Genomic DNA, 21,949 nt, shown 5'->3' with positions numbered 1-21,949 from the left:
ATTGCAGCAATACTTAAGGAAAGTGGTAAGACTTTTAGTGAGTTAGCTGGAGTAATGAAGGAATTACCACAAGTATTAGTTAATGCTAAAGTTCCAAATGAAAAGAAAAATATTTATTTAGAAGATGCAGAAATAATTGAAGCTATAAAAGCTGTTGAAGCTAAACTTAATGGTGTTGGTAGAGTTCTTATAAGACCATCAGGAACTGAGCCTTTAGTAAGAGTTATGCTTGAAGGAGAAAATCAAGAAGAAATAAATGAAATGGCAAATAGCTTAGTAGATTTAATATTAAGCAAAATTTAATATATTAAAAAATTAATGTTCGTAAGAGCATTAATTTTTTTTGTGAAAAATTACGAATTTATTATATTATTATAAATATTTATATAAGATTTAGAAAAATATGTAATATATTAAATTTTATAAAAAAAGTTATATATTATTAATACGATATTAATTATTTAATAGAAATATTAATATGACAATGAAATCGGTAAAATATTTTTAAAATATCAAAAATGATAAATGAAATGTAAAAAATATAATTAATTTACTAAAAATAGAAACAGTGTATTGACAGAGTATTAAAAGAAAGAGTAAGATATTAACAATAGAATATTTTGGAAGTTCTTTTGAGAAACAAAAGCTGTGATAGAGGTGCTTATTTAGGCAAAAAAGTTTCAGAGAGTCCATGGATGCTGCGAATGGATACTTTAACTAAATAACGATCACTCTTGAGCTGTATCCTGAACATTAGTTAATAATAAGTAGGGAGTTACCGGTAAGCACCGTTAAATGCAAGGGTTTGTTGGAACCTAGTGATATTAATGATGAGGAATTTTATCCCACCGTTATGATTTTATCATTAAGGGTGGGATTTTTTTAACCTAATTTAGAACCATTTTGTTCAATAATTACAAATTATTTCATTGGGGGTATTAAAATGGAAAGACATGTGTTATCTGTCTTAGTTAGGAATTCTTCAGGAGTACTAACAAGAGTTTCAGGGTTATTTGCAAGACGAGGATTTAATATTGATAGTTTAACTGTTGGAAGAACTGAGAACCCAGAGATTTCAAGAATGACTATTACTTTAAATGGGAATGAAGATGTTTTAGAGCAATTTACCAAACAACTAAATAAGTTAGAAGATGTTTTAAGAGTATTAAATTTAAAATTCGATAATTCCGTATATAGGGAGTTAGTACTTATTAAGGTTAAAGCTGATGCGGAGCAAAGAGCAGCAGTAAATGAAGTGGTAAAGATATTCAGAAGCAAAATAATAGATGTTTCTCCAGAAACATTGACTATTGAATTAACAGGAGATGAGAGTAAAATAAGTGCTCTTATAAAACTTTTAGAAGAGTATGAGATAAAGGAGTTAGTAAGAACAGGATTATGTGCATTAGAAAGGGGCGCTAATGACATAACAGATTACTGTGAAATATTTAATTAGTTAGTAGTTATGAGTTCAGAAATAAATTACTAACTAAAAATTAAAAACGACTAACTATTTATAAAGGGGGCTTTTTAAATTTGAATAGGAATATAGAAATTTTTGATTCTACCTTAAGGGATGGAGCCCAGGGACAAGGCATATCATTTTCATTAGAGGATAAATTGAAAATAGTTAGAGCTTTAGATGATATAGGAATTGACTATATTGAGGCTGGTAATCCTGGATCAAATCCTAAGGATATGGAATTTTTCAAGTTAGTGAAAGATATAAAATTAAATAATTCTAAACTAGTAGCTTTTGGTTCTACCAGAAAATCAGATATAAAAGTTGAAGATGATATAAATATAAAAAGCTTAATAGAAGCAGGAACAGATGTGGTATCAATATTTGGAAAATCATCAGCTTTTCAAGTTACTGACATATTAAAAACATCTTTATCAGAAAACTTAAAGATGATAGAAGAAACTATAAAGTACTTAAAAGAAAATGACAAAGAAGTAATATTTGATGCAGAACATTTCTTTGATGGATATAAAGAGAATAGTGAATATGCAATGTCTACTTTAAAAGTCGCAAAGGAAGCAGGGGCAAGGACATTAGTTTTATGTGATACAAATGGTGGAACATTACCTAATGAAATAAAAGAAATAACATCGGAAGTTGTTAAAAGATTTGGCAACATAATAGGAATACATTGCCATAATGATATTGGAATGGCAGTAGCTAATTCAATATTATCAGTAGAGTCAGGTATATCACATATTCAAGGAACCTTTATTGGTGTAGGTGAGCGCTGTGGAAATACTAATTTAAGTACTGTAATTCCAACTATAGTACTTAAGATGAATATTGATATAAAGGCAAAAGAGCATTTGCAAGACTTAACAGCAAAAGCTAGATACATTTCTGAAATATCAAATATTCAATTAGAAGACTCAGCTCCTTATATTGGTAAAGCGGCATTTGCACATAAGGGAGGAATGCATATAGATGCTATTTGTAAAACACCACAATCCTATGAGCATATAAAACCAGAGATGGTGGGGAATAAAAGAAGATTTTTATTATCAGAGGTAAGTGGTAAAAGTACAGTTTTACAAGAAATACACAAAATTTTTCCAAATGTAAAGAAAGATGGAGAAGAAGTTAAAAAAGTTACTAAGAGATTAAAAGATTTAGAGTATGAAGGATATCAATTTGAGGGTGCAGAAGGTACCGTTGAGTTATTGATAAGAAAAACAATAGGTAAGTACAAGCCGTTTTTCAAACTGAATCATTTTAAAACAATGGGAGAAAATCCATGGAGTAATGGAGAGTTTAGCTCAACTGCTTTAATCAATGTAACTGTTGATGGAAAAACTGAAATGACAGCTGCTGAAGGTGATGGACCTGTAAATGCTTTAGATAAAGCACTTAGAAAAGCATTAGAAGTTTTTTATCCAGAACTCAAAGAAGTTAAATTAGTTGATTATAAAGTTAGAGTCTTAGACTCTGAAAGCACTACAGGTGCAAAAGTTAGAGTATTAATAGAAAGTACTGATGGCAATGAAAGTTGGAGTACAGTTGGGGTATCTAAAGATGTAATTCAAGCAAGTTGGATTGCATTAGTTGATTCAATAGAGTATAAGCTTATAAAAGATATTGAAAGAAAAGCAAAAGCATATTTTTAAAGGGGGAAACACTCATGGCAATGACAATGACACAAAAAATATTAGCTGCACATGCAGGATTAGAAAGTGTAAAAGCAGGACAATTAATAGAAGCAAATTTAGATTTAGTATTAGGAAATGATATTACTTCACCGGTTGCAGTAAAAGAATTTGAAAAGTTTGGAGTAAAAAAAGTATTTGATAAGGATAAGATAGCAATAGTTCCAGATCACTTTACTCCTAATAAAGATATAAAGGCTGCAGAGCAGTGTAAATTTATTAGAGAGTTTTCAAGAGAAAAAGGAATAACTAACTTTTTTGAAATAGGAGAAATGGGAATAGAACATTGTTTATTACCAGAGAAAGGTTTAGTAGTTGCAGGAGATGTAGTTATTGGTGCAGACTCTCATACTTGTACTTATGGGGCATTAGGAGCATTCTCTACAGGAATAGGTTCAACTGACATGGCAGCTGGAATGGCAACAGGAAAATGCTGGTTTAAGGTTCCTTCAGCATTAAAATTTGTTTTAAAAGGAAAACCATCAAAATGGGTAAGTGGTAAAGACGTAATACTTCATATTATCGGAATGATAGGAGTAGATGGTGCTTTATATAAATCAATGGAATTCTTTGGAGACGGACTAAAGTATTTATCTATGGATGATAGATTTACAATGGCAAATATGGCTATTGAAGCTGGTGGAAAGAATGGAATATTTCCAGTAGATGAAAAGACAATTGAGTATTTAAAAGAACATGGAAAGAAAGAGTGGAAGGTATATGAAGCTGATGAAGATGCTGAATATGATGAAGTTTATGAAATAGATTTATCTACTTTAAGACCAACAGTTTCTTTCCCTCATTTACCTGATAATACAAGAACTATTGATGAAGTTGGTGATATAGATATAGATCAAGCTGTAATAGGATCTTGTACAAATGGAAGAATTTCAGATTTAAGAGTTGCCAGAGATATCTTAAAGGGAAATAAGGTAAATAAGAGAGTTAGATGTATAGTATTCCCAGGAACTCAAAAGATTTATTTACAGGCGTTAGAAGAAGGAATAATAAAAGATTTAGTAGAGGCAGGGGCAGTTGTTTCAACACCAACTTGTGGTCCATGTTTAGGTGGACATATGGGGATATTAGCAAAAGGTGAAAGAGCAATTTCAACTACTAATAGAAACTTTGTAGGAAGAATGGGACATGTTGAATCAGAAGTTTACTTAGCAAGTCCAGCAGTTGCAGCAGCTTCAGCAATAACAGGAAAAATAACAAATCCAGAAACACTTTAAGGGGGTAAATAAATATGAAAGCAACAGGAAGAGTTTTTAAATATGGAGATAACGTAGATACAGATGTAATTATACCAGCAAGATATTTAAATACATCAGATCCTAAAGAATTAGCAGCACATTGTATGGAAGATATAGATTTAGATTTTGCAAAGGAAGTCCAAGAAGGTGATATTATAGTTGCAAATAAAAACTTTGGATGTGGTTCATCTAGAGAACATGCACCTATAGCAATTAAAGAAAGTGGAATTAGTTGTGTTATAGCTTCAACTTTTGCAAGAATTTTCTATAGAAATGCTATTAATATTGGTTTACCAATTCTTGAATGTGACCAAGCAGTTAAAAGCATTGAAGCAGGGGATAAGTTAGAAGTAAATTTTGATACTGGAGTTATTAAAAATTTAACTAAGAATGAAGAGTATCAAGGGGAAGCATTCCCAGAATTTATGCAAAAAATAATAAATAGTAATGGTCTTATAGGATATATAAAAAATTCTCAAGAAAAATAATAGATTATTAAATTTAAAATATGAAGCAATAAGCATAAAAAGTAAGTTAAGTACATGAGATAGATTAAAAAATAATTAGCTGTACTTAGTTTATATATGTAATTAAGGGGGATAAATTATGAATTTTAATATAGCAGTTATACCAGGAGATGGAATAGGTCCAGAGGTTGTGGATGAATCAATAAAAGTATTAAGTAAAATTGGGGAAAAATATAATCATAATTTTGAATTTGAATTTTTACAAGCAGGTGGATGTGCAATAGATAGTTTAGGAACACCATTACCAGATAAGACTTTAGAAGTTTGTAAGAAAAGTGATGCAGTACTTTTAGGAGCTGTTGGAGGGCCAAAATGGGATGATCCTAATGCAAAAGTTAGACCTGAACAAGCTTTATTGGGATTAAGAGGAGGATTAAATTTATACTGTAATTTAAGACCAGCACTTTTATATAAAGCATTAAAAGAAGCATCACCATTAAAAGACACAATAATTGGAGATGGAATTGATATTTGTGTTGTAAGAGAACTTACTGGAGGAATTTACTTTGGTGAGAGAGGTAGAGAAGTTGTTGATGGAGTTGTTTCAGCATATGATACTGAAAGATATAATATCAAAGAAATTGAAAGAATAGTAAGAATAGGCTTTGATACAGCAATGAAAAGAAATAAGAAGCTAACAAGTGTTGATAAGGCTAATATATTAGAAAGTTCTAGATTATGGAGAAGTGTAGTAGAAGAAATGTCTAAGGATTATCCAGAAGTAGAAGTTAATCACTTATATATTGATAATGCTTCTATGCAATTAGTTAAAGATCCTAGACAATTTGATGTTATTGTTACTTCAAATATGTTTGGAGATATATTATCAGATGAAGCATCAATGATTACTGGATCAATAGGAATGTTACCTTCAGCATCTTTAGGGGAAGGTACTTTAGGAATGTATGAACCAATACATGGTTCTGCACCTGATATTGCAGGAAAAGGAATAGCAAATCCATTAGCAACAATTCTTTCTACAGCTATGATGTTAAGATATAGCTTTAATTTAGAAGATGAAGCAAAGGATATAGAAAATGCAGTAGTTAAAGTTTTAGAAGAAGGTTATAGAACAGGAGATATTAAGAGTGAAGGTACTACTCTTGTTGGTACTAAGGAAATGGGAGATCTTGTTGTAGAGAGAATTTAGTAAGTGGCAAGAGTTGGTGAGTAACAAGTTGCAAGTGACAAGTGATAAGTTAGGGAAGAAACTCCTAGGGGAGTTTCTAGAATATATAATTTTGTATTAACTAAATTTACTATGAAAACTTGCTACTTGAAACTTGTCACTTAAAACTAATTACGGAGGGATTTAAATGAGAAGTGATGTAGTAAAGAAAGGAGTCACAAAGGCTCCACATAGATCGTTATTTAAGGCATCAGGATTAACTGATGAAGAAATAAATAAGCCTTTAATAGGTGTTGTTACATCTCAAAATGATATAATTCCAGGACATATAAACTTAGATAAAATTGTTGAGGGTGTAAAAAAAGGTATCTTAATGTCTGGAGGAACGCCATTAGTATTTCCAACTATAGGGGTATGTGATGGTATTGCAATGGGGCATGAAGGAATGAAATATTCTTTAGCTACAAGAGAACTTATAGCAGACTCCATTGAATGTATGGCAAAGGCTCATGCTTTTGATGCATTAGTATTTATACCAAACTGCGATAAGATAGTTCCAGGAATGGTTATGGCAGCTTTAAGATTAAACATACCATCAGTAGTTGTAAGTGGTGGTCCAATGTTAGCTGGTAAATTCAAGGATAAGGAAGTTTCTTTATCTACGATGTTTGAAGCTGTTGGATCTGTGGAAAGTGGATTAATGTTAGAGTCAGATTTAGCTGATTTAGAAGAAAAAGCATGTCCTACATGTGGATCATGTTCAGGAATGTTTACAGCAAATTCTATGAATTGTTTATGTGAGGTATTAGGAATTGCTTTACCTGGAAATGGAACAATACCAGCTGTTTATTCAGAAAGAATTAGACTTGCTAAATATGCTGGTATGGCAGTAATGAATCTTTTAGAAAAAGATATAAAGCCAAGAGATATAATTACTGAAGATGCTATAAAAAATGCTTTAACAGTAGATATGGCTCTTGGATGTTCAACAAATAGTGTTTTACATTTGACTGCTATTTCAAATGAAGCAAAATCTCCTATAAATTTAGAGATTATAAACGAAATGTCAGCTAAGGTACCTAATCTTTGTAAATTAGCACCTGCTTCTGACACTCATATTGAAGATTTATATGCAGCAGGTGGAATAAGAGCTGTAATGAGCGAGCTAAACAAAAAGAATTTATTAAATTTAAATTGTATTACAGCAACAGGAAAAACTGTTGGAGAAAATATAGAAAATGCTAAGGTTTTAGATTATTCAGTAATAAAACATATTGAAGAACCATACAGTGAAACTGGTGGAATTGCAGTTTTAAAAGGAAATCTAGCTTTAGATGGAGCTGTTGTTAAAAGATCTGCAGTACTTAAGGAGATGTTAAAACATCAAGGACCAGCTAAAGTTTTTAACTCTGAAGAAGAGGCTATAGAAGCTATATTAGGTAAGAAAATAGTTGAAGGTGATGTTGTAGTAATTAGATATGAGGGGCCAAAAGGTGGACCAGGAATGAGAGAAATGCTATCACCAACATCAGCGATTTGTGGAATGGGATTAGATAAGTCAGTAGCTCTTATAACTGATGGAAGATTTAGTGGGGCAACAAAAGGAGCAGCTATAGGACATGTATCACCAGAAGCAGCTGAAGGTGGAAATATTGCTTTAGTACAAGATGGAGATATTATTTCTATAGATATATTAAATGGAAATTTAGATTTACTTGTAAGTGACCAAGAGCTAGCTAAGCGTAGAGAAGCCTTAAAACCAATGGAACCAAAGGTTAAGGAGGGTTATTTATCAAGATATGCTAAGTTAGTAAGTTCAGCAAGTACAGGAGCAGTTTATAAGTAGTGACAAGTTTCAAGTGATAAGTTTCAAGTAGCAAGTTAGTGAAGTGAATATACTTATAAAATATGGTAATAGTTTAAATATTATTATATTTTGGAGGTGTATTTTGAGAGATAGTATTATTGCAAACAAATCTTTCGATTTTGCTATTGATATAGTTAATTTATATAAAAGATTATCAACTAGTAATAAAAATTATGTTTTGTTAAATCAACTATTAAGATCAGGAACTAGTATAGGAGCAAATGTTAAAGAAGGATTACGGGGACAAAGTAAAAAGGATTTTTTAGCTAAAATGTATATAGCACTAAAGGAAGCTGATGAAACAGAATATTGGATTCTATTATTAGTTGAAACAGAATTTATAGAAAAAGATTTAGGAAACGAAATTCTAAATAAATGTAGAGAGATATCTAAAATATTAAATTCAATTATAAAAACGACAAAAAAGCAAATATAAAGTTCAAGATAGACAAGGGCAATATTAATGATAAAGAAAATTATAAGAGATAGAAAATTCTATAAACTTATCACTTATAACTTGCCACTTGTCACTGAATAAAGGGGGGTTAGTTAAGTGTTATTAACAGGGGCTGAAATTCTTGTTAAATCTTTATTAAACGAGGGTGTTGATACTATTTTTGGATACCCCGGAGGGGCAGTATTAAATATTTATGATTATTTATACAAATATAAAGATAAAATAAAACATTATTTATCCTGTCATGAGCAAGGTGCAGCTCATGCGGCAGACGGATATGCAAGATCTACTGGAAAAGTAGGTGTTTGTATAGCTACATCAGGACCAGGCGCAACTAATCTTGTTACAGGAATAGCAACAGCTTATATGGATTCTGTTCCTTTAGTTGCTATAACAGGGAATGTTTCTAAGGATTTACTTGGGAAAGATAGTTTTCAAGAGGTTGATATAACTGGAATAACAATGCCGATAACAAAACATAATTTTATTGTTAAGGATATTAATAATTTACAAGAAACTATTAGAAAAGCATTTTTTATTGCTAGAGAAGGAAGGCCAGGACCAGTTCTAATAGATATACCAAAAGATATAACATCTAATAAAACAGAATATAAAGATTTAAAACCATTAGAGGTTGAACCTAAAAGTAAGCATATAACAGAAGATGTTTTAGCAGAAGTTGCAAAATATATAAATGAATCTTCTAAACCACTTATTTATGCTGGTGGTGGAGTTATTAATGCTAATGCTACAGAGGAGTTAATTAATTTTGCAGAAAAATTAAATGCACCAGTAGCAACAACCTTAATGTGTAGAGGGGCAATTCCTTCTGGACATAGATTAAATACAGGTATGATAGGAATGCATGGAAGTAATGCATCTAATATTTTAGCTACAAAATGTGATTTGATAATTGCGTTAGGGGCAAGGTTTAGCGATAGAGTAATAAGTGATAGAGAATTTATTAATAATGCTAAAGTTATACAAATAGATGTTGATCCAGCTGAAGTAAATAAAAATGTAAAAGTTGATTCATTTATTATAGGTGATATAAAAGTTGCATTACAAAGATTAATACCTTTATTAGATGATAAAAAGAATCAAGAGTGGTTAAATACTGTAGATGATTTGAAGCTTTTAGCTGTAACTAAAAATAACAATGATAATGGTGAAGAGTTAACTCCAAAATTTTTATTTGAAAAACTTAGTGATATGGATAAAGGGGATTTTATTATAGCAACAGAAGTTGGACAACATCAGATGTGGACAGCACAATTTTTTAACTTTAAAACTCCTAGAACATTAATATCTTCAGGTGGTCTTGGAACAATGGGATTTGGATTAGGGGCTGCTATAGGAGCTAAGATTGCTAACCCAGAAAAAACTGTATTTAATATTGCTGGGGATGGAAGCTTTGGTATGAATTGTAATGAGTTTGCAACAGCAGTTAAATATAATATTCCAATTAAAATTATTGTAATGAATAATAACGCGTTAGGAATGGTTAGACAATGGCAAAGCCTTTTCTATGAAGCAAGGTATTCACAAACTACTCTAGATAGAGCAACTGATTTTGTTAAACTTGCAGAAGCTTTTGGAGGAGTTGGATTTAGAGTTGAAAAGAGAGATGAGTTGGAAAATGTATTAAATGAAGCATTAGCTATAAATAAACCTGTAATTATTGATTATAGGATAGATAGTGATAAAAAAGTATTTCCTATGGTTGCACCAGGTGCACCAATTCATCAAATAATAAATGAAGAAGACTTAGAATGTTAATCTAAATTACTATCATAGGAATAATGGTAGCAAATTTTAATAAATAAAGAATATAAATAAATCGGGGGTATGAAAAATGGCAAAAATGTTTTATGAAAAGGACACAAATTTAGATTTATTAAAAGGAAAAAAAGTTGCAGTAATTGGTTATGGTAGCCAAGGTCATGCACATGCATTAAATCTTCATGAAAGTGGAGTAGATGTAGTAGTAGGATTATATGAAGGAAGTAGATCTTGGGATAGAGTTAAAGAAGCTGGATTAGAAGTAGCAACAGTTGCTAATGCTGTAAAAAGTGCTGATGTTGTAATGATGCTTGTACCAGATGAAAAGCAAGCTAAGTTATATAAAGAAGAAGTTGCACAATACTTAGAAGCTGGAAATGCTTTAGTATTTGCTCACGGATTTAACATTCACTATGGACAAATAGTTCCACCAGCAGATGTTGATGTATTTATGGTTGCACCAAAGGGGCCAGGTCATATGGTAAGAAGAACTTATACTGAAGGTTCAGGAGTTCCATGCTTAATAGCTGTTCATCAAGATGCAACAGGACAAGCTAGAGAATTAGCATTAGCTTATGCAAATGGTATTGGTGGAGCAAGAGCTGGAGTTTTAGAAACTACATTTAAAGATGAAACTGAAACAGATTTATTTGGAGAACAAGCAGTTCTTTGTGGAGGATGTACAGCATTAATAAAAGCTGGATTTGAAACTTTAGTTGAAGCAGGATATGCTCCAGAAAATGCTTACTTTGAATGCTTACATGAAATGAAACTTATTGTTGATTTAATGTATCAAGGTGGAATGGCTGCTATGAGATATTCTATTTCTGATACTGCTGAATATGGAGATTATATGATTGGTAATAGAATTGTTACTGATGAAACTAAAAAAGAAATGAAGAAGGTATTAACTGAAATTCAAGATGGTACTTTCGCTAGAAATTGGTTAATGGAAAACCAAGTTGGTAGACCACAATTTAATGCAATGAGAAGAATGGAAGCTGAACATCCAATTGAAAAGGTTGGTAAAGAATTAAGAGAAATGATGTCTTGGATTGATACTAAGAAATTAGACTAATAAATTAATCTTACAGATGTTAAGAATCACATTTTTAATATTAAGAATGTGGTTCTTTTTTTTGTAGCATTTTACAAATTGTTAGGAAGTTAGTTCTCAATTATGTTAGTTAATGGTAAAATGTTAGGTGTATAATTCTAAGAATAAATTAGAGGAGAGAGGTATATGGAATTAAAGGTAAAAGTAGATAATAAAAAGGTATTTAATAGAATTGGACTTGCTACTTTTGTTACAATGATTTTGGTGAGTATAATTCAAGTAATGTTTTTTGGAGTTATTGCAGTAATTAATCAAGAATTATTATCAGCGCCCTGGGTAAATTATGCGTCAATTGCAATTAGTTTTTATTTAATAGGATTTCCTGTATTTTATCTTATGATTAAAAATTTACCGGAAGAAGAAAAAAGAGAAAGTAAAACACTTGGAGTTTTTGAAGTTATAAAAATATGTTTTATGTCTTATAGTATAGTATATATAGTTAATTTTTTGACTAATCTTCTTATGATGTTGATAGCAGTAATTAAAGGTAGTGAAGTTACAAATCCATTAGTAAATATGCTTGAAGGAAGCAATTGGATATGGTCATTAATTTTTGCAGGAATATTATCACCTATAATTGAGGAGATGATGTTTAGAGGTGTAATGTTAAATAAGCTAAGAAGATATGGTGATAAAGTTGCAATAATAACAACTGCAATATTATTTGGATTATTTCATGCAAACTTCTCACAATTTTTCTATGCGGTAGCATTAGGTATGATTTTTGCTTATGTTGCATTAAAAACAGGAACTATAAAATATTCAATAATACTACATATAGTTGTAAATATAATGGGAGGCGTTATTTTACCAGCAGCCATTGGTGATGGTAGTAATATAGTAGTTGCTGGATGTGTAGGTCTTGTATTATTAGCAATAGTAATAATAGGTTTAGTATTATTAATAAAAAATAGAAAAAATATATCATTATTAGATGGTGAAATTAAATTAGAAAAAGGAACTGCATTTAAAACTATTTGGGTTAATGTAGGAATGATATTATATGTAGTAATTTGTTTGTTTTCTATGGTATCTATATTGTTTATGTAGGTTAAATAAAAATAAGAATTACTATAATATTTTTAAAAGGCATATCTTAAATACAAGGTATGTCTTTTATTTTATATATAAATAAAGGTTAAATATTTATTAGTATATAATATTAATTTAATATTAAAAAGAAAAAACACGAACGTTTACATGAAAAAAAAGCGATATTTATGAAAAATAACTAAAAAATATGGACAAATATTCGTATTTGTATTAATATTATTCATATAATTAAAAAAGGTAATCGTGTTTATCGTATAAAGTTGGAGATAGGGTCCAACAGTTTCTACCAAATCACCATAAAGGATTTGACTACGATATGTTTTATATAAAATGTAATAATCAAATCTAAATAGTATATTAAACATATAAATAAAAAATATTCACTAATTTACATATTAAATTTTATGCTCAACATGCGATAAATATTGCGATTACAGAAAAATGCATGGAGGAGTAAGCAAATGACAAGTTTCATATCTAGATATTTTAATTTTCAAGAAAAAGAGACAAGTTTCAGAACAGAAACAATAGCAGGAATAACGACATTTTTAACAATGGCATATGCATTATTTTTAATTCCTAGTGTTTTAGCAGAAGCAGGGATGCCAGAAAAAAGTGTCTTTGTTGCAACAGCATTATCTGGAGCAATTGGTACATTAATAATGGGGATATTTGCAAAGTTTCCAATGGGATTAGCACCAGGAGTAGGATTAAATGCATTCTTTGCGTATAGTGTATGTATAGGAATGGACATTCCTTGGCAAACAGCATTATCAGGAGTACTTGCATCAGGTATTATATTTTTAATAATATCAGCAACAGGATTAAGAGAGTTAATTATTAAAGCAATACCAACAAATTTAAAATTAGCTGTAAGCGCAGGAATCGGATTATTTATAGCTTTTATTGGTTTAAAAAATGCAGGAATAGTTGTAGCAAATGAAGCAACATTTGTAGGACTTGGAGATTTAACAAATCCAACAGTATTACTTTCAATATTTGGACTTATTGTAATATCAATATTAATGGTTAGAGGATCTAATATAGCAATATTTATTGGAATGGCAGCAACTGTAGTTGTTGGAATGATATTTGGATTAATAGATGTTCCAACTTCAATAATATCAATGCCACCATCAATGGCACCTACATTTGGAGTTGCACTTCAAAACATAGGAAATATATTTAATCCACAAATGATATTAGTTATTTTTACTTTCTTATTTATGGATTTCTTTGATACAGCAGGTACATTAGTTGCAGTTGGTTCAAAGATTGGATTACTTAAAAAAGATGGTTCAGTTGAAAATGGATCTAAGGCATTACTTGCAGATTCAGTTGCTACTTGTATAGGATCAATATTTGGAACTACTAATACTACTTCTTATGTTGAATCATTATCAGGAGTAGCAGTAGGAGCAAAAACAGGATTCTCAAGTGTTGTAGTAGGAATATTATTTTTAATTTCATTATTCTTCTCACCACTACTTACAGTAATTACTTCGGCAGTAACGGCACCAGCTCTTATTTTAGTTGGATCATTAATGTGTAGTAATCTTAAGGAAATTGAATGGGATAAACCAGAAGTTTCAATTTCATCATTTTTTACTGTAATATTAATGCCTTTAACTTATAGCATTGGGGAAGGTATAGCATTCGGATTTTTATCATATGTAGTTCTTATGATATTTAAAGGAAAAGCTAAAAAAATACATCCAGTTATGTATGTTTTAGCGGTATTATTTATAATATATTTTGCAGTAAGATAATAAAAAGTAAATTGATTTTCAATAGATATAAATGGAATTATCGTTTATGATAATTCCATTTATATTTGTTTTTTATATAATACATTTTATTGATATAATATTTTATGGATAATAATGAATAAATTAAGTGAAATAGTATAAATACTTTACAATAATAATTTGAATCTGTATAATTAATTTGTAAATTGTTAAAAATAATATAGTAATTGCGCTGAAGAGGAGCAGTAAATAGAATTTTAATTTAAAGCGATTTAGGGATGGTGTAAGCCTAAAATTTAAAACTATTGAAGGAAACCTTGGAGCAATAAAAATTAATAAGTATTTGAGTGGGTTAATAATTTATATTAACCAATTTAGGTGGTAACGCGGAATATAAGTTTTCGTCCTAATAATATTTAGGATGGAAACTTTTTTATTTGGATATAAATGGGTGTGCCTCCGGGGAACAGCCATTTTTTTACATTATATATAAAGGAGAATTAAATATGGCATTTGAAAAGTTAGCTGAAATAATATTCCCTAATGTTGAACATGATAGAGAATATTATATAGCAAAATATCCAAAAAGAAACTTAAAAGAAGGTGCTAGAGTAACTAGATATGCACCATCACCAACAGGATTCCAACATATAGGTGGAGTTTTTGCTGCATTAATCAATGAAAGATTAGCAAGTCAAAGTGAAGGAGTTTTCTATTTAAGAATAGAAGATACAGACCAAAAAAGAGAAGTTGAAGGTGCTATTGAAGATACAATCGCAACTATGCACAACTTTGGAATGGACTTCAGCGAAGGAATGACTGGTCAAGAAACTTCAAAAGGTGAATATGGTCCATACAGACAAAGTGAAAGAGCTGAAATATACAGAACTTTTGCTAAGGATTTATTATTAAAAGGTTTAGCATACCCAGATTTCTGTACTCCAGAAGAATTAGCAGCATTAAGAGAAGAACAAATTGCTAATAAAATAACTCCAGGATACTATGGAGAATATGCTAAATACAGAAATATTACTGAAGAAGAAGCTATTGAAAGAATAAACAATGGTGAAGCTTATATTTTAAGATTAAAATCACCAGGAAATATTGAAAATAGAGTAGAATTCCACGATTTAATAAAGGGAGATATATCTTTCCCAGAAAATAATCAAGACGTAGTTTTAATAAAAGGTGATGGACTTCCAACATATCACTTTGCACATGCAATAGATGACTATTTAATGAGAACTACTGATGTAATAAGAGGAGAAGAATGGTTATCATCGCTTCCAATACACGTTCAATTATTTGAAGTATTAGGATTTGAAAGACCAAACTATGCTCATATTCCAACAATAATGAAACAAGAAGGTGGATCTAAGAGAAAGCTTTCTAAGAGAAAAGATGCTGAAGCAGCTGTTTCTTACTATAATGAAGTTGGATATCCAGTAGTATGTGTTATTGAATACTTATTAAACATAGTAAATTCAAGCTATGAAGAATGGAGAGCAGAAAATCCAACTGCTGATTACCATGAATTCCATGTTGCTTTAGAAAAAATGAGTAAGAGTGGAGCATTATTTGATTTAGTAAAATTAAATGACGTTTCTAAAGATGTTATAGCTAGAATGCCAGCTGATAAAGTATATGAACAATATACTGCATGGGCTAAGCAATATGACGAAGAAATGTATAACTTAGTAACTTCAAATGAAGCTATGGCTAGAGAAATATTTAATATAGATAAAGAAGGTCCAAAGCCAAGAAAAGACTTTGCTAAATGGGATGAAGTTAAAGATAAAATATTCTACTTCTTTGATGAATTATTCTATAATGAAACTGCTGAACAAGTAGAATTACCAAAGACTTTATCTTTAGAAAATGCTAAAGCTATAATTGAAGAATATGCAAAGAAATTTACTTTCAATATAGGAAGCCAAGAAAATTGGTTTGAAGAATTAAAAGTAATTGGAGCAGAGCTTGGATATTGTGCAAATAGAAAAGAATTCAAGGCTAATCCAGATGCATATAAGGGTATGATTTCTGATGTTGCAGGAGCTGTAAGAAGTGCATTATCACATAGAACAAATACTCCAGATCTTTATACTATAATGCAAATTATGGGAGAAGAAAGAGTTAGAGAAAGATTTAATAAGTTTTTAAGCTTATAATAGTAAAGTGCTGTATTAAATATAATACAGCACTTTTATATTAAAATTTATTTATTATATTACATTACAAAATTAAACTTAAGCTGAATATATTGGCATGTATTATATGGTTTAAAATTCATAAAATAATACCGAAAAATATAATTGGAGGTAATATTATGAACAATATGAATAAGCAAAATCAAAATAATTCAGCTATGAGTAATAATGCACAACAAGGTATGAGCAGTAGTGCTCAAAGCATGAATAGCAATGCACAACAATCTCAGCAACCACAACAACAAAACAATATGCAAAGCAGTTACAATAATCAAAATGCTATGCAAAATGGGATGAGTAGTGCTCAAATTGATTCAAATATTGATGCATATAAAAAAGCTCAACAAAATTCAAATCAAAATTCTATGCAATAAAATATTGAAAAGTAAAACTCTCTATAAAATGAATAGTCTTCTGTTAAGTAGACAGAGACTACTCAAAAATAGGGAGTTTTTCTTTTATAGAAATATTATTAGATATGCTAAATTTAATTTACATTGGGTAAAAAAATAAACTAGATTATATTATAGAAAAAATGAGAGTGTACTGCTAATAGCAACAATTAATACAAGGTATCAAAGTAGTGATAATGTACAAACTATTATTGTAGTGGTGGTAGAACTAAGTAATAGACTTGGCTGTATCAGGACTAAATTCAATAGGACATTGGAGGTAAGTGTTATGGATAAACATTCAAACTGTGGATGTCATACAGAGGAAAAAAATTCTTGTAAATCTACTTGTGGATGTGGATGTAATAGTGGTGCACCCAAATCTGCAGTAAATAATCAATGGGCATCACCTGCAAGTGTAAAATCAACTATTACTGATAAATGTAAATGTGAAAAGCAAGAAAAAACTGCAACTAATAATCAATGGAGTTAAGTTAGTAAAATATAATTTTTTAGAATTATAGTAATAAGTACTAGTATTAAAATAATAATATAGTGCAAACTAATATCGATAAGAGTGTTAGGAGGGCAGACCGATGGGATAGATAATGACAAAAAGAATCTTTATACCTATAAAAGTGAAGACAATCATTTAACTTCTCAATATTGGGATATAGATTGTGATTGTAATTTATTAAACGATTTGACTGGTGATTATGGGTTCCATGAAGATAGAGGAACTCTAAAAAAATGATTATATAAGTGGCGACTTGTGTGTACCTGATTATAAAATTATAAGATTACTGTGTATGAAACCTCAAAGACACTCACTATACCTAATTAAAATAAGAGAAAGGCATTTGCCTTTCTCTTATTTTAATTTAAATGAAGATTTTAAAGAAACTATTCTATTAAATACTAACTTTTCAGGTGTAGTATATTTAGGATCTACGTTAAAGAATCCATTTCTAACCATTTGGAATTTATCTTGAGGTTTAGCATTTTCTACAGCTGTTGGTTCTATAAATCCTTGTAAAACTTCCATAGAATTTGGATTTATTTGTTCTAAGAAGTGCTTTCCTTCATTTTCAGGAGCATCATCTAAAATTAAAGGTTCATATAATCTGAATTCAGCAGGTACACAATTATTTGCATCTACCCAATGAATAGTTCCTTTAACTTTTCTTCCTGTAAATCCAGAACCACTCTTAGTTTCAGGATCATAAGTACAGTGGATTTCAGTTACATTACCATTTTCATCTTTAATTACTTCGTTACACTTAACAAAGTAAGCTCCCATTAATCTAACTTCATTTCCAGGGAATAATCTGAAATATTTCTTTATTGGAACTTCCATGAAGTCTTCTTGTTCAACATATAATTCTCTTGAGAATGGAACCAATCTCTTACCAAAAGATTCATCCTTAGCATTATTGCTAACTTCAAGCATTTCAGTTTGCCCTTCTGGATAATTAGTAATAACTAATTTTAAAGGTCTTAAAACTGCCATTGCATTAGGTGCTTTCATTTGTAAATCTTCTCTTACAAAATAATCAAGCATTTGAGAATCTACTGTAGAGTTAGCTTTAGCAACACCAATTGCAGCACAGAAGTTCTTTAAAGCTTCTGGAGTACATCCTCTTCTTCTTAAACCTGAGATAGTAGGCATTCTAGGATCATCCCATCCATCAACAATACCTTCATCAACTAATTGTTTAAGTTTTCTTTTACTCATAACTGTATTAGTCATGTTTAATCTAGCAAATTCGATTTGTCTAGGTTGAGATTCCATTTCACATTCTCTAACAACCCAATCATAAAGAGGTCTATGATCTTCAAATTCTAAAGTACAAATAGAGTGAGTTACTTTTTCTATAGCATCTTCTAATGGATGAGCAAAGTCATACATAGGATAGATGCACCATTTATCTCCTGTATTATGGTGAGTTGCATGTGCAATTCTATAGATAATAGGATCTCTCATATTCATATTAGGAGAAGACATATCAATCTTAGCTCTTAAAACTTTTTCTCCATCTTTAAATTCACCATTCTTCATTCTTTCAAATAAATCTAAGTTTTCTTCTACAGATCTATTTCTATATGGACTTTCCTTACCTGGTTGAGTTAAAGTACCTCTATATTCTTTAGCTTCTTCTGGAGTTAAGTCACAAACATAAGCTAATCCTTTCTTTATTAAAAGAACAGCTCTATCGTACATTTCATCAAAATAGTTTGATGCAAAATAAAGTTCATCCCAGTTTCCACCAAGCCATTTTACATCTTCTTTTATTGATTCAACATATTCAGTATCTTCTTTTACTGGGTTAGTATCATCAAATCTAAGATGAGTTTTTCCTTTGAATTCTTCAGCTAAACCAAAGTTTAAAAGTATAGATTTTGCATGACCTATATGAAGATATCCATTTGGTTCTGGTGGGAAACGAGTTATTATTTCTTTGTGTTTTCCGCTTTCTAAATCATCTACTATTATATTTCTTATAAAATTAGAAGAATTAATTTCAGTTGACATAGTTTACCTCTCCTATTAACGATTAATTTTGAGTTAAAAATATTTATATAAGAATTTAAATTATTCTATAAAAAATAATTATCTCCTAAGTATATAACATTTATAACATATATTTTGGCTATTATTAATAATTTTAATCGAATATAAGTAAAAAATAAAGTAGCTTATAGAAAAAGTTAGATAATTACTAGTTAAGAACTAAAGATAATATAATTTATATATTACTTTAAATTAGAATACAGTATAAAAAAGTAATATTAATAAAATAATATTATCTGATAGTAGTATTTTAACGGAGGATTAGAAAATGAATAATTTAATGTGTAGTGTTAACACATGTACTCATAATCAGAATAATTTATGTTGCAGAGAATATATAAAAGTTGCAGGGAAGAATACAATTACTGCAACTTTTACAAGTTGTGAAAATTTCAGAAGAAAAGAAGGCGAGCTTACTAATAATACACAATCACCTAAAAATTTATTAGATGTATTGTGTGAAGCAGAAAATTGTAAGTATAACAATAATCAGAAATGTGAAGCTGACAATATAAGTATAGAAGGCTCTTATGCTTTATCAGAAGTACAAACTGAATGTGCAACATTTGCATCCAAAATAGATAAGTAAAAATAAAAAAGCTAGTTAACCTAGCTTTTTTATTTTTACAATAATGTTTACATTAAATGGAGAATAAAATAAAATGAATATATTAATATAAAAGGAAAAGGATTTTATGATTATAAATTATTTTAAAGATTTGAATAAAGAAAGAATAGAAATAAACCCAATAAATTTCTGGCAAGCATTAGGATTATCATTTTTATTTGATATAGTACTTATGTTTTTGAATACTCCAACGGATATATTTTATACTGCTTTAAGTAATATGGGGGTTAATACATATAATGATTTTTGGTATATTATATCTACATTATTATCATGTATTTATCAATTTGGCTCTCTTTTAATTATTACTGTATTTATAAATAAAAGGTTTGATACATCTAACGAAGTTACTAATAAATTTAAAATAAGAAAAAGAGACTATTTAGTTGCACCATTATTAATTGTTTCATATATATTTATTACTTATGGATGGTTTGATTATATATTATTTTCAATTCCAACTGGGGATATGTTTGAATCTGCAATGGAATACTTTAATTCATTACCTATAGTAATATTATTAATAGAAACTTGTGTAATTGCACCTATTTTTGAGGAAACATTATATAGAGGAATATTATTAAAAGGATTAATAAATAAGTATAGTAGTAAAAAAGCTATATTTTATTCAGCATTAATTTTTGGTATAGCACATTTAAATATACCGCAAGGTATCAATGCTTTTTTATTAGGATTAATATTAGGAACTGTATTTTATTATACTAAGTCAATTTATTTATGTATGATAATGCATTTTGCCAATAATCTTTTAGTGAATTTTGTTTATTATCCTAGTACTGAAATATGGACAACTATATTGTTTATTGTAGTACCTATAATAGGTGTAATATTAATGATTTTATGTTTTAAAATATTAAATTTAAAAGAACGAACTGAAATTAAAGTAAATATTTATAGATAACATATGGGCATTTATCTGTTATGGATAAGTGCCTTTAATATAAAGTTTGAGGTGAATTTATGGATATAGGATTAATAGGGTTTGGAGGAATAGGACAAGCATTTGTAAAATTATTGGTAGAAAAGAAAAAATATATTTTTGAAAAATATAATTTAGATTTAAAAGTAAAATATATATTAAAAAGTGATGGTGGAATTTATGAATCAAATGGAATTGATTTAGAAGAGTTAGCTGAATTTATTAATAAAAAGAAAAGTATTAAAGAGCATATATTATGGAAAGAAAATTTAAAGTTTGAAGAGATGATTCAAAATAATGATGTTGATACCTTAGTAGAGTTAACATCTACTAACATAGAGACGGGAGAACCAGGATTAACACATATAAAAACAGCATTGGAAAGTGGAATAAATGTTGTGACAGGTAATAAGGGACCTATTATATTAAAATACAAAGAACTAAAAGAAATTGCTGATAAAAACTCAGTAAAGCTTAAGGTTGGTTGTACAACTGGAGGAGCATTGCCTTCAATTAATGGAGGCTTATATGATGTTGCTGGTAGTGAGATACAAGCTATTGAAGGTATATTAAATGGAACAACAAATTATATATTAAGTAAAATGTCAATGGAGGAAGTTAGTTATGAAGAGGCCTTAGCTCAAGCACAAAAAGATGGAATAGCAGAAGCTAATCCAAGTCTTGATGTTTTAGGATATGATACTGCATGTAAGATAGTAATATTAGCTAATGTTCTTATGGATGCAAATATAAAATTAGAAGATATAGAAGTAAAGGGAATAACAGAAGTTAAGCTAGATACAATAAAAGAATCTAAAAAAGAAAATGAAAAGTTAAAATTAATAGGTAGAGTTTATAGAGAAGATAATATGGTAAAGGCTTATGTAAGACCAATAAAAATAAAAGAAGATCATCCACTTTATTTTGTTGATTATAAAAATAAAGGAGTTTTCTTTAAAACTGATAGTTTAGGAGATATAAGCATAATTGGAGGTGCTTCTGGTACAAGGAATGCTGCAGCATCAATATTAAGAGATTTAGTATTAGTTAAAAGTTTAGAGTAGCATATAATGAACTGTATCATGTATTCACTTTGAATTTGTAAT

At 29.5% G+C, this 21,949-nt stretch carries 18 protein-coding genes, 1 pseudogene, 1 riboswitch and 1 other annotated feature; of the genes and pseudogenes, 18 read left to right on the top strand and 1 reads right to left on the bottom strand.

What is annotated here, in order from left to right; all coding sequences use genetic code 11:
* The 15 genes and pseudogenes from EJJ37_RS10040 to EJJ37_RS09970 all read left to right on the top strand — a co-directional run.
* A pseudogene (locus EJJ37_RS10040) lies at positions 1 to 303 on the top strand (phosphoglucosamine mutase); the annotation flags it as partial.
* A 640-nt stretch (positions 304 to 943) separates the two neighbouring features.
* Positions 944 to 1,456: an acetolactate synthase small subunit gene (gene ilvN / locus EJJ37_RS10035; RefSeq protein ID WP_133015446.1), complete on the top strand. Its 513-nt coding sequence runs from the start codon at positions 944 to 946 to the stop codon at positions 1,454 to 1,456.
* An 80-nt stretch (positions 1,457 to 1,536) separates the two neighbouring features.
* Complete coding sequence (gene cimA / locus EJJ37_RS10030; protein WP_133015445.1) at positions 1,537 to 3,129, top strand: citramalate synthase; 1,593 nt, start codon at positions 1,537 to 1,539, stop codon at positions 3,127 to 3,129.
* A 14-nt stretch (positions 3,130 to 3,143) separates the two neighbouring features.
* Positions 3,144 to 4,403, top strand: a complete 1,260-nt coding sequence (leuC, locus tag EJJ37_RS10025) for a 3-isopropylmalate dehydratase large subunit (protein WP_133015444.1) — start codon at positions 3,144 to 3,146, stop codon at positions 4,401 to 4,403.
* Between the two features lie 14 nt (positions 4,404 to 4,417).
* Positions 4,418 to 4,912, top strand: coding sequence for a 3-isopropylmalate dehydratase small subunit (gene leuD / locus EJJ37_RS10020; protein WP_133015443.1), 495 nt, complete (start codon positions 4,418 to 4,420; stop codon positions 4,910 to 4,912).
* Positions 4,913 to 5,030: 118 nt separating this feature from the next.
* Positions 5,031 to 6,101, top strand: coding sequence for a 3-isopropylmalate dehydrogenase (gene leuB / locus EJJ37_RS10015; RefSeq protein ID WP_133015442.1), 1,071 nt, complete (start codon positions 5,031 to 5,033; stop codon positions 6,099 to 6,101).
* Between the two features lie 166 nt (positions 6,102 to 6,267).
* Entirely contained in the window at positions 6,268 to 7,926 is a 1,659-nt protein-coding gene (gene ilvD, locus EJJ37_RS10010; protein WP_133015441.1) for a dihydroxy-acid dehydratase, read from the top strand.
* Between the two features lie 103 nt (positions 7,927 to 8,029).
* Positions 8,030 to 8,383, top strand: a complete 354-nt coding sequence (locus EJJ37_RS10005; RefSeq protein WP_133015440.1) for a four helix bundle protein — start codon at positions 8,030 to 8,032, stop codon at positions 8,381 to 8,383.
* Positions 8,384 to 8,500: 117 nt separating this feature from the next.
* Positions 8,501 to 10,183 (top strand): biosynthetic-type acetolactate synthase large subunit, encoded by a 1,683-nt coding sequence (gene ilvB, locus EJJ37_RS10000; RefSeq protein WP_133015439.1) that lies wholly within the window; start codon positions 8,501 to 8,503, stop codon positions 10,181 to 10,183.
* 76 nt (positions 10,184 to 10,259) lie between these two features.
* Positions 10,260 to 11,264: a ketol-acid reductoisomerase gene (gene ilvC, locus EJJ37_RS09995; protein ID WP_133015438.1), complete on the top strand. Its 1,005-nt coding sequence runs from the start codon at positions 10,260 to 10,262 to the stop codon at positions 11,262 to 11,264.
* Positions 11,265 to 11,429: 165 nt separating this feature from the next.
* A complete protein-coding gene (locus EJJ37_RS09990; RefSeq protein WP_133015437.1) occupies positions 11,430 to 12,353 on the top strand; it encodes a CPBP family intramembrane glutamic endopeptidase in 924 nt (307 codons plus the stop codon).
* A 233-nt stretch (positions 12,354 to 12,586) separates the two neighbouring features.
* A riboswitch (purine riboswitch) is annotated at positions 12,587 to 12,688 on the top strand.
* Positions 12,689 to 12,817: 129 nt separating this feature from the next.
* Complete coding sequence (locus EJJ37_RS09985) at positions 12,818 to 14,125, top strand: NCS2 family permease (protein ID WP_207751652.1); 1,308 nt, start codon at positions 12,818 to 12,820, stop codon at positions 14,123 to 14,125.
* Positions 14,126 to 14,327: 202 nt separating this feature from the next.
* Positions 14,328 to 14,516 (top strand) — a binding site (T-box leader).
* Positions 14,517 to 14,610: 94 nt separating this feature from the next.
* Entirely contained in the window at positions 14,611 to 16,272 is a 1,662-nt protein-coding gene (gene gltX / locus EJJ37_RS09980) for a glutamate--tRNA ligase (RefSeq protein ID WP_133015436.1), read from the top strand.
* Positions 16,273 to 16,430: 158 nt separating this feature from the next.
* The gene (locus EJJ37_RS09975) at positions 16,431 to 16,685 is read left to right on the top strand and encodes a hypothetical protein (protein ID WP_133015435.1); all 255 of its coding nucleotides are present in this window, start codon (positions 16,431 to 16,433) and stop codon (positions 16,683 to 16,685) included.
* 307 nt (positions 16,686 to 16,992) lie between these two features.
* Entirely contained in the window at positions 16,993 to 17,196 is a 204-nt protein-coding gene (locus EJJ37_RS09970) for a hypothetical protein (RefSeq protein ID WP_133015434.1), read from the top strand.
* Between the two features lie 378 nt (positions 17,197 to 17,574).
* On the opposite strand, the gene EJJ37_RS09965 is transcribed toward EJJ37_RS09970, so the two are convergent.
* Positions 17,575 to 19,236 (bottom strand): glutamine--tRNA ligase/YqeY domain fusion protein, encoded by a 1,662-nt coding sequence (locus EJJ37_RS09965; protein WP_133015433.1) that lies wholly within the window; start codon positions 19,234 to 19,236, stop codon positions 17,575 to 17,577.
* 307 nt (positions 19,237 to 19,543) lie between these two features.
* Between EJJ37_RS09965 and EJJ37_RS09960 the strand changes: the two genes are divergently transcribed.
* The 3 genes from EJJ37_RS09960 (at position 19,544) to EJJ37_RS09950 (ending at position 21,907) form a co-directional block, all read left to right on the top strand.
* A complete protein-coding gene (locus tag EJJ37_RS09960) occupies positions 19,544 to 19,864 on the top strand; it encodes a DUF1540 domain-containing protein (protein ID WP_133015432.1) in 321 nt (106 codons plus the stop codon).
* 106 nt (positions 19,865 to 19,970) lie between these two features.
* Positions 19,971 to 20,825, top strand: a complete 855-nt coding sequence (locus tag EJJ37_RS09955; RefSeq protein ID WP_133015431.1) for a CPBP family intramembrane glutamic endopeptidase — start codon at positions 19,971 to 19,973, stop codon at positions 20,823 to 20,825.
* A gap of 59 nt (positions 20,826 to 20,884) precedes the next feature.
* Entirely contained in the window at positions 20,885 to 21,907 is a 1,023-nt protein-coding gene (locus EJJ37_RS09950; RefSeq protein WP_133015430.1) for a homoserine dehydrogenase, read from the top strand.
* Positions 21,908 to 21,949: the final 42 nt, after the last annotated feature.

The sequence above is a fragment of the Clostridium cuniculi genome (assembly GCF_004353185.1).
GTDB lineage: Bacteria > Bacillota > Clostridia > Clostridiales > Clostridiaceae > Clostridium > Clostridium cuniculi.
Note: the sequence above shows the minus strand (reverse complement) of the source record. Positions and strands in the feature narration are given on the sequence as shown.

What these genes read in the sequence shown, in the direction of transcription:
- ilvN (WP_133015446.1), top strand. Translation starts at nt 944, where the DNA reads ATGGAAAGACATGTGTTATCTGTCTTAGTTAGGAATTCTTCAGGAGTA.
- leuC (WP_133015444.1), top strand. Translation starts at nt 3,144, where the DNA reads ATGGCAATGACAATGACACAAAAAATATTAGCTGCACATGCAGGATTA.
- leuD (WP_133015443.1), top strand. Translation starts at nt 4,418, where the DNA reads ATGAAAGCAACAGGAAGAGTTTTTAAATATGGAGATAACGTAGATACA.
- leuB (WP_133015442.1), top strand. Translation starts at nt 5,031, where the DNA reads ATGAATTTTAATATAGCAGTTATACCAGGAGATGGAATAGGTCCAGAG.
- ilvD (WP_133015441.1), top strand. Translation starts at nt 6,268, where the DNA reads ATGAGAAGTGATGTAGTAAAGAAAGGAGTCACAAAGGCTCCACATAGA.
- ilvC (WP_133015438.1), top strand. Translation starts at nt 10,260, where the DNA reads ATGGCAAAAATGTTTTATGAAAAGGACACAAATTTAGATTTATTAAAA.
- EJJ37_RS09990 (WP_133015437.1), top strand. Translation starts at nt 11,430, where the DNA reads ATGGAATTAAAGGTAAAAGTAGATAATAAAAAGGTATTTAATAGAATT.
- EJJ37_RS09985 (WP_207751652.1), top strand. Translation starts at nt 12,818, where the DNA reads ATGACAAGTTTCATATCTAGATATTTTAATTTTCAAGAAAAAGAGACA.
- gltX (WP_133015436.1), top strand. Translation starts at nt 14,611, where the DNA reads ATGGCATTTGAAAAGTTAGCTGAAATAATATTCCCTAATGTTGAACAT.
- EJJ37_RS09975 (WP_133015435.1), top strand. Translation starts at nt 16,431, where the DNA reads ATGAACAATATGAATAAGCAAAATCAAAATAATTCAGCTATGAGTAAT.
- EJJ37_RS09970 (WP_133015434.1), top strand. Translation starts at nt 16,993, where the DNA reads ATGGATAAACATTCAAACTGTGGATGTCATACAGAGGAAAAAAATTCT.
- EJJ37_RS09965 (WP_133015433.1), bottom strand. Translation starts at nt 19,236, where the DNA reads ATGTCAACTGAAATTAATTCTTCTAATTTTATAAGAAATATAATAGTA.
- EJJ37_RS09960 (WP_133015432.1), top strand. Translation starts at nt 19,544, where the DNA reads ATGAATAATTTAATGTGTAGTGTTAACACATGTACTCATAATCAGAAT.
- EJJ37_RS09955 (WP_133015431.1), top strand. Translation starts at nt 19,971, where the DNA reads ATGATTATAAATTATTTTAAAGATTTGAATAAAGAAAGAATAGAAATA.
- EJJ37_RS09950 (WP_133015430.1), top strand. Translation starts at nt 20,885, where the DNA reads ATGGATATAGGATTAATAGGGTTTGGAGGAATAGGACAAGCATTTGTA.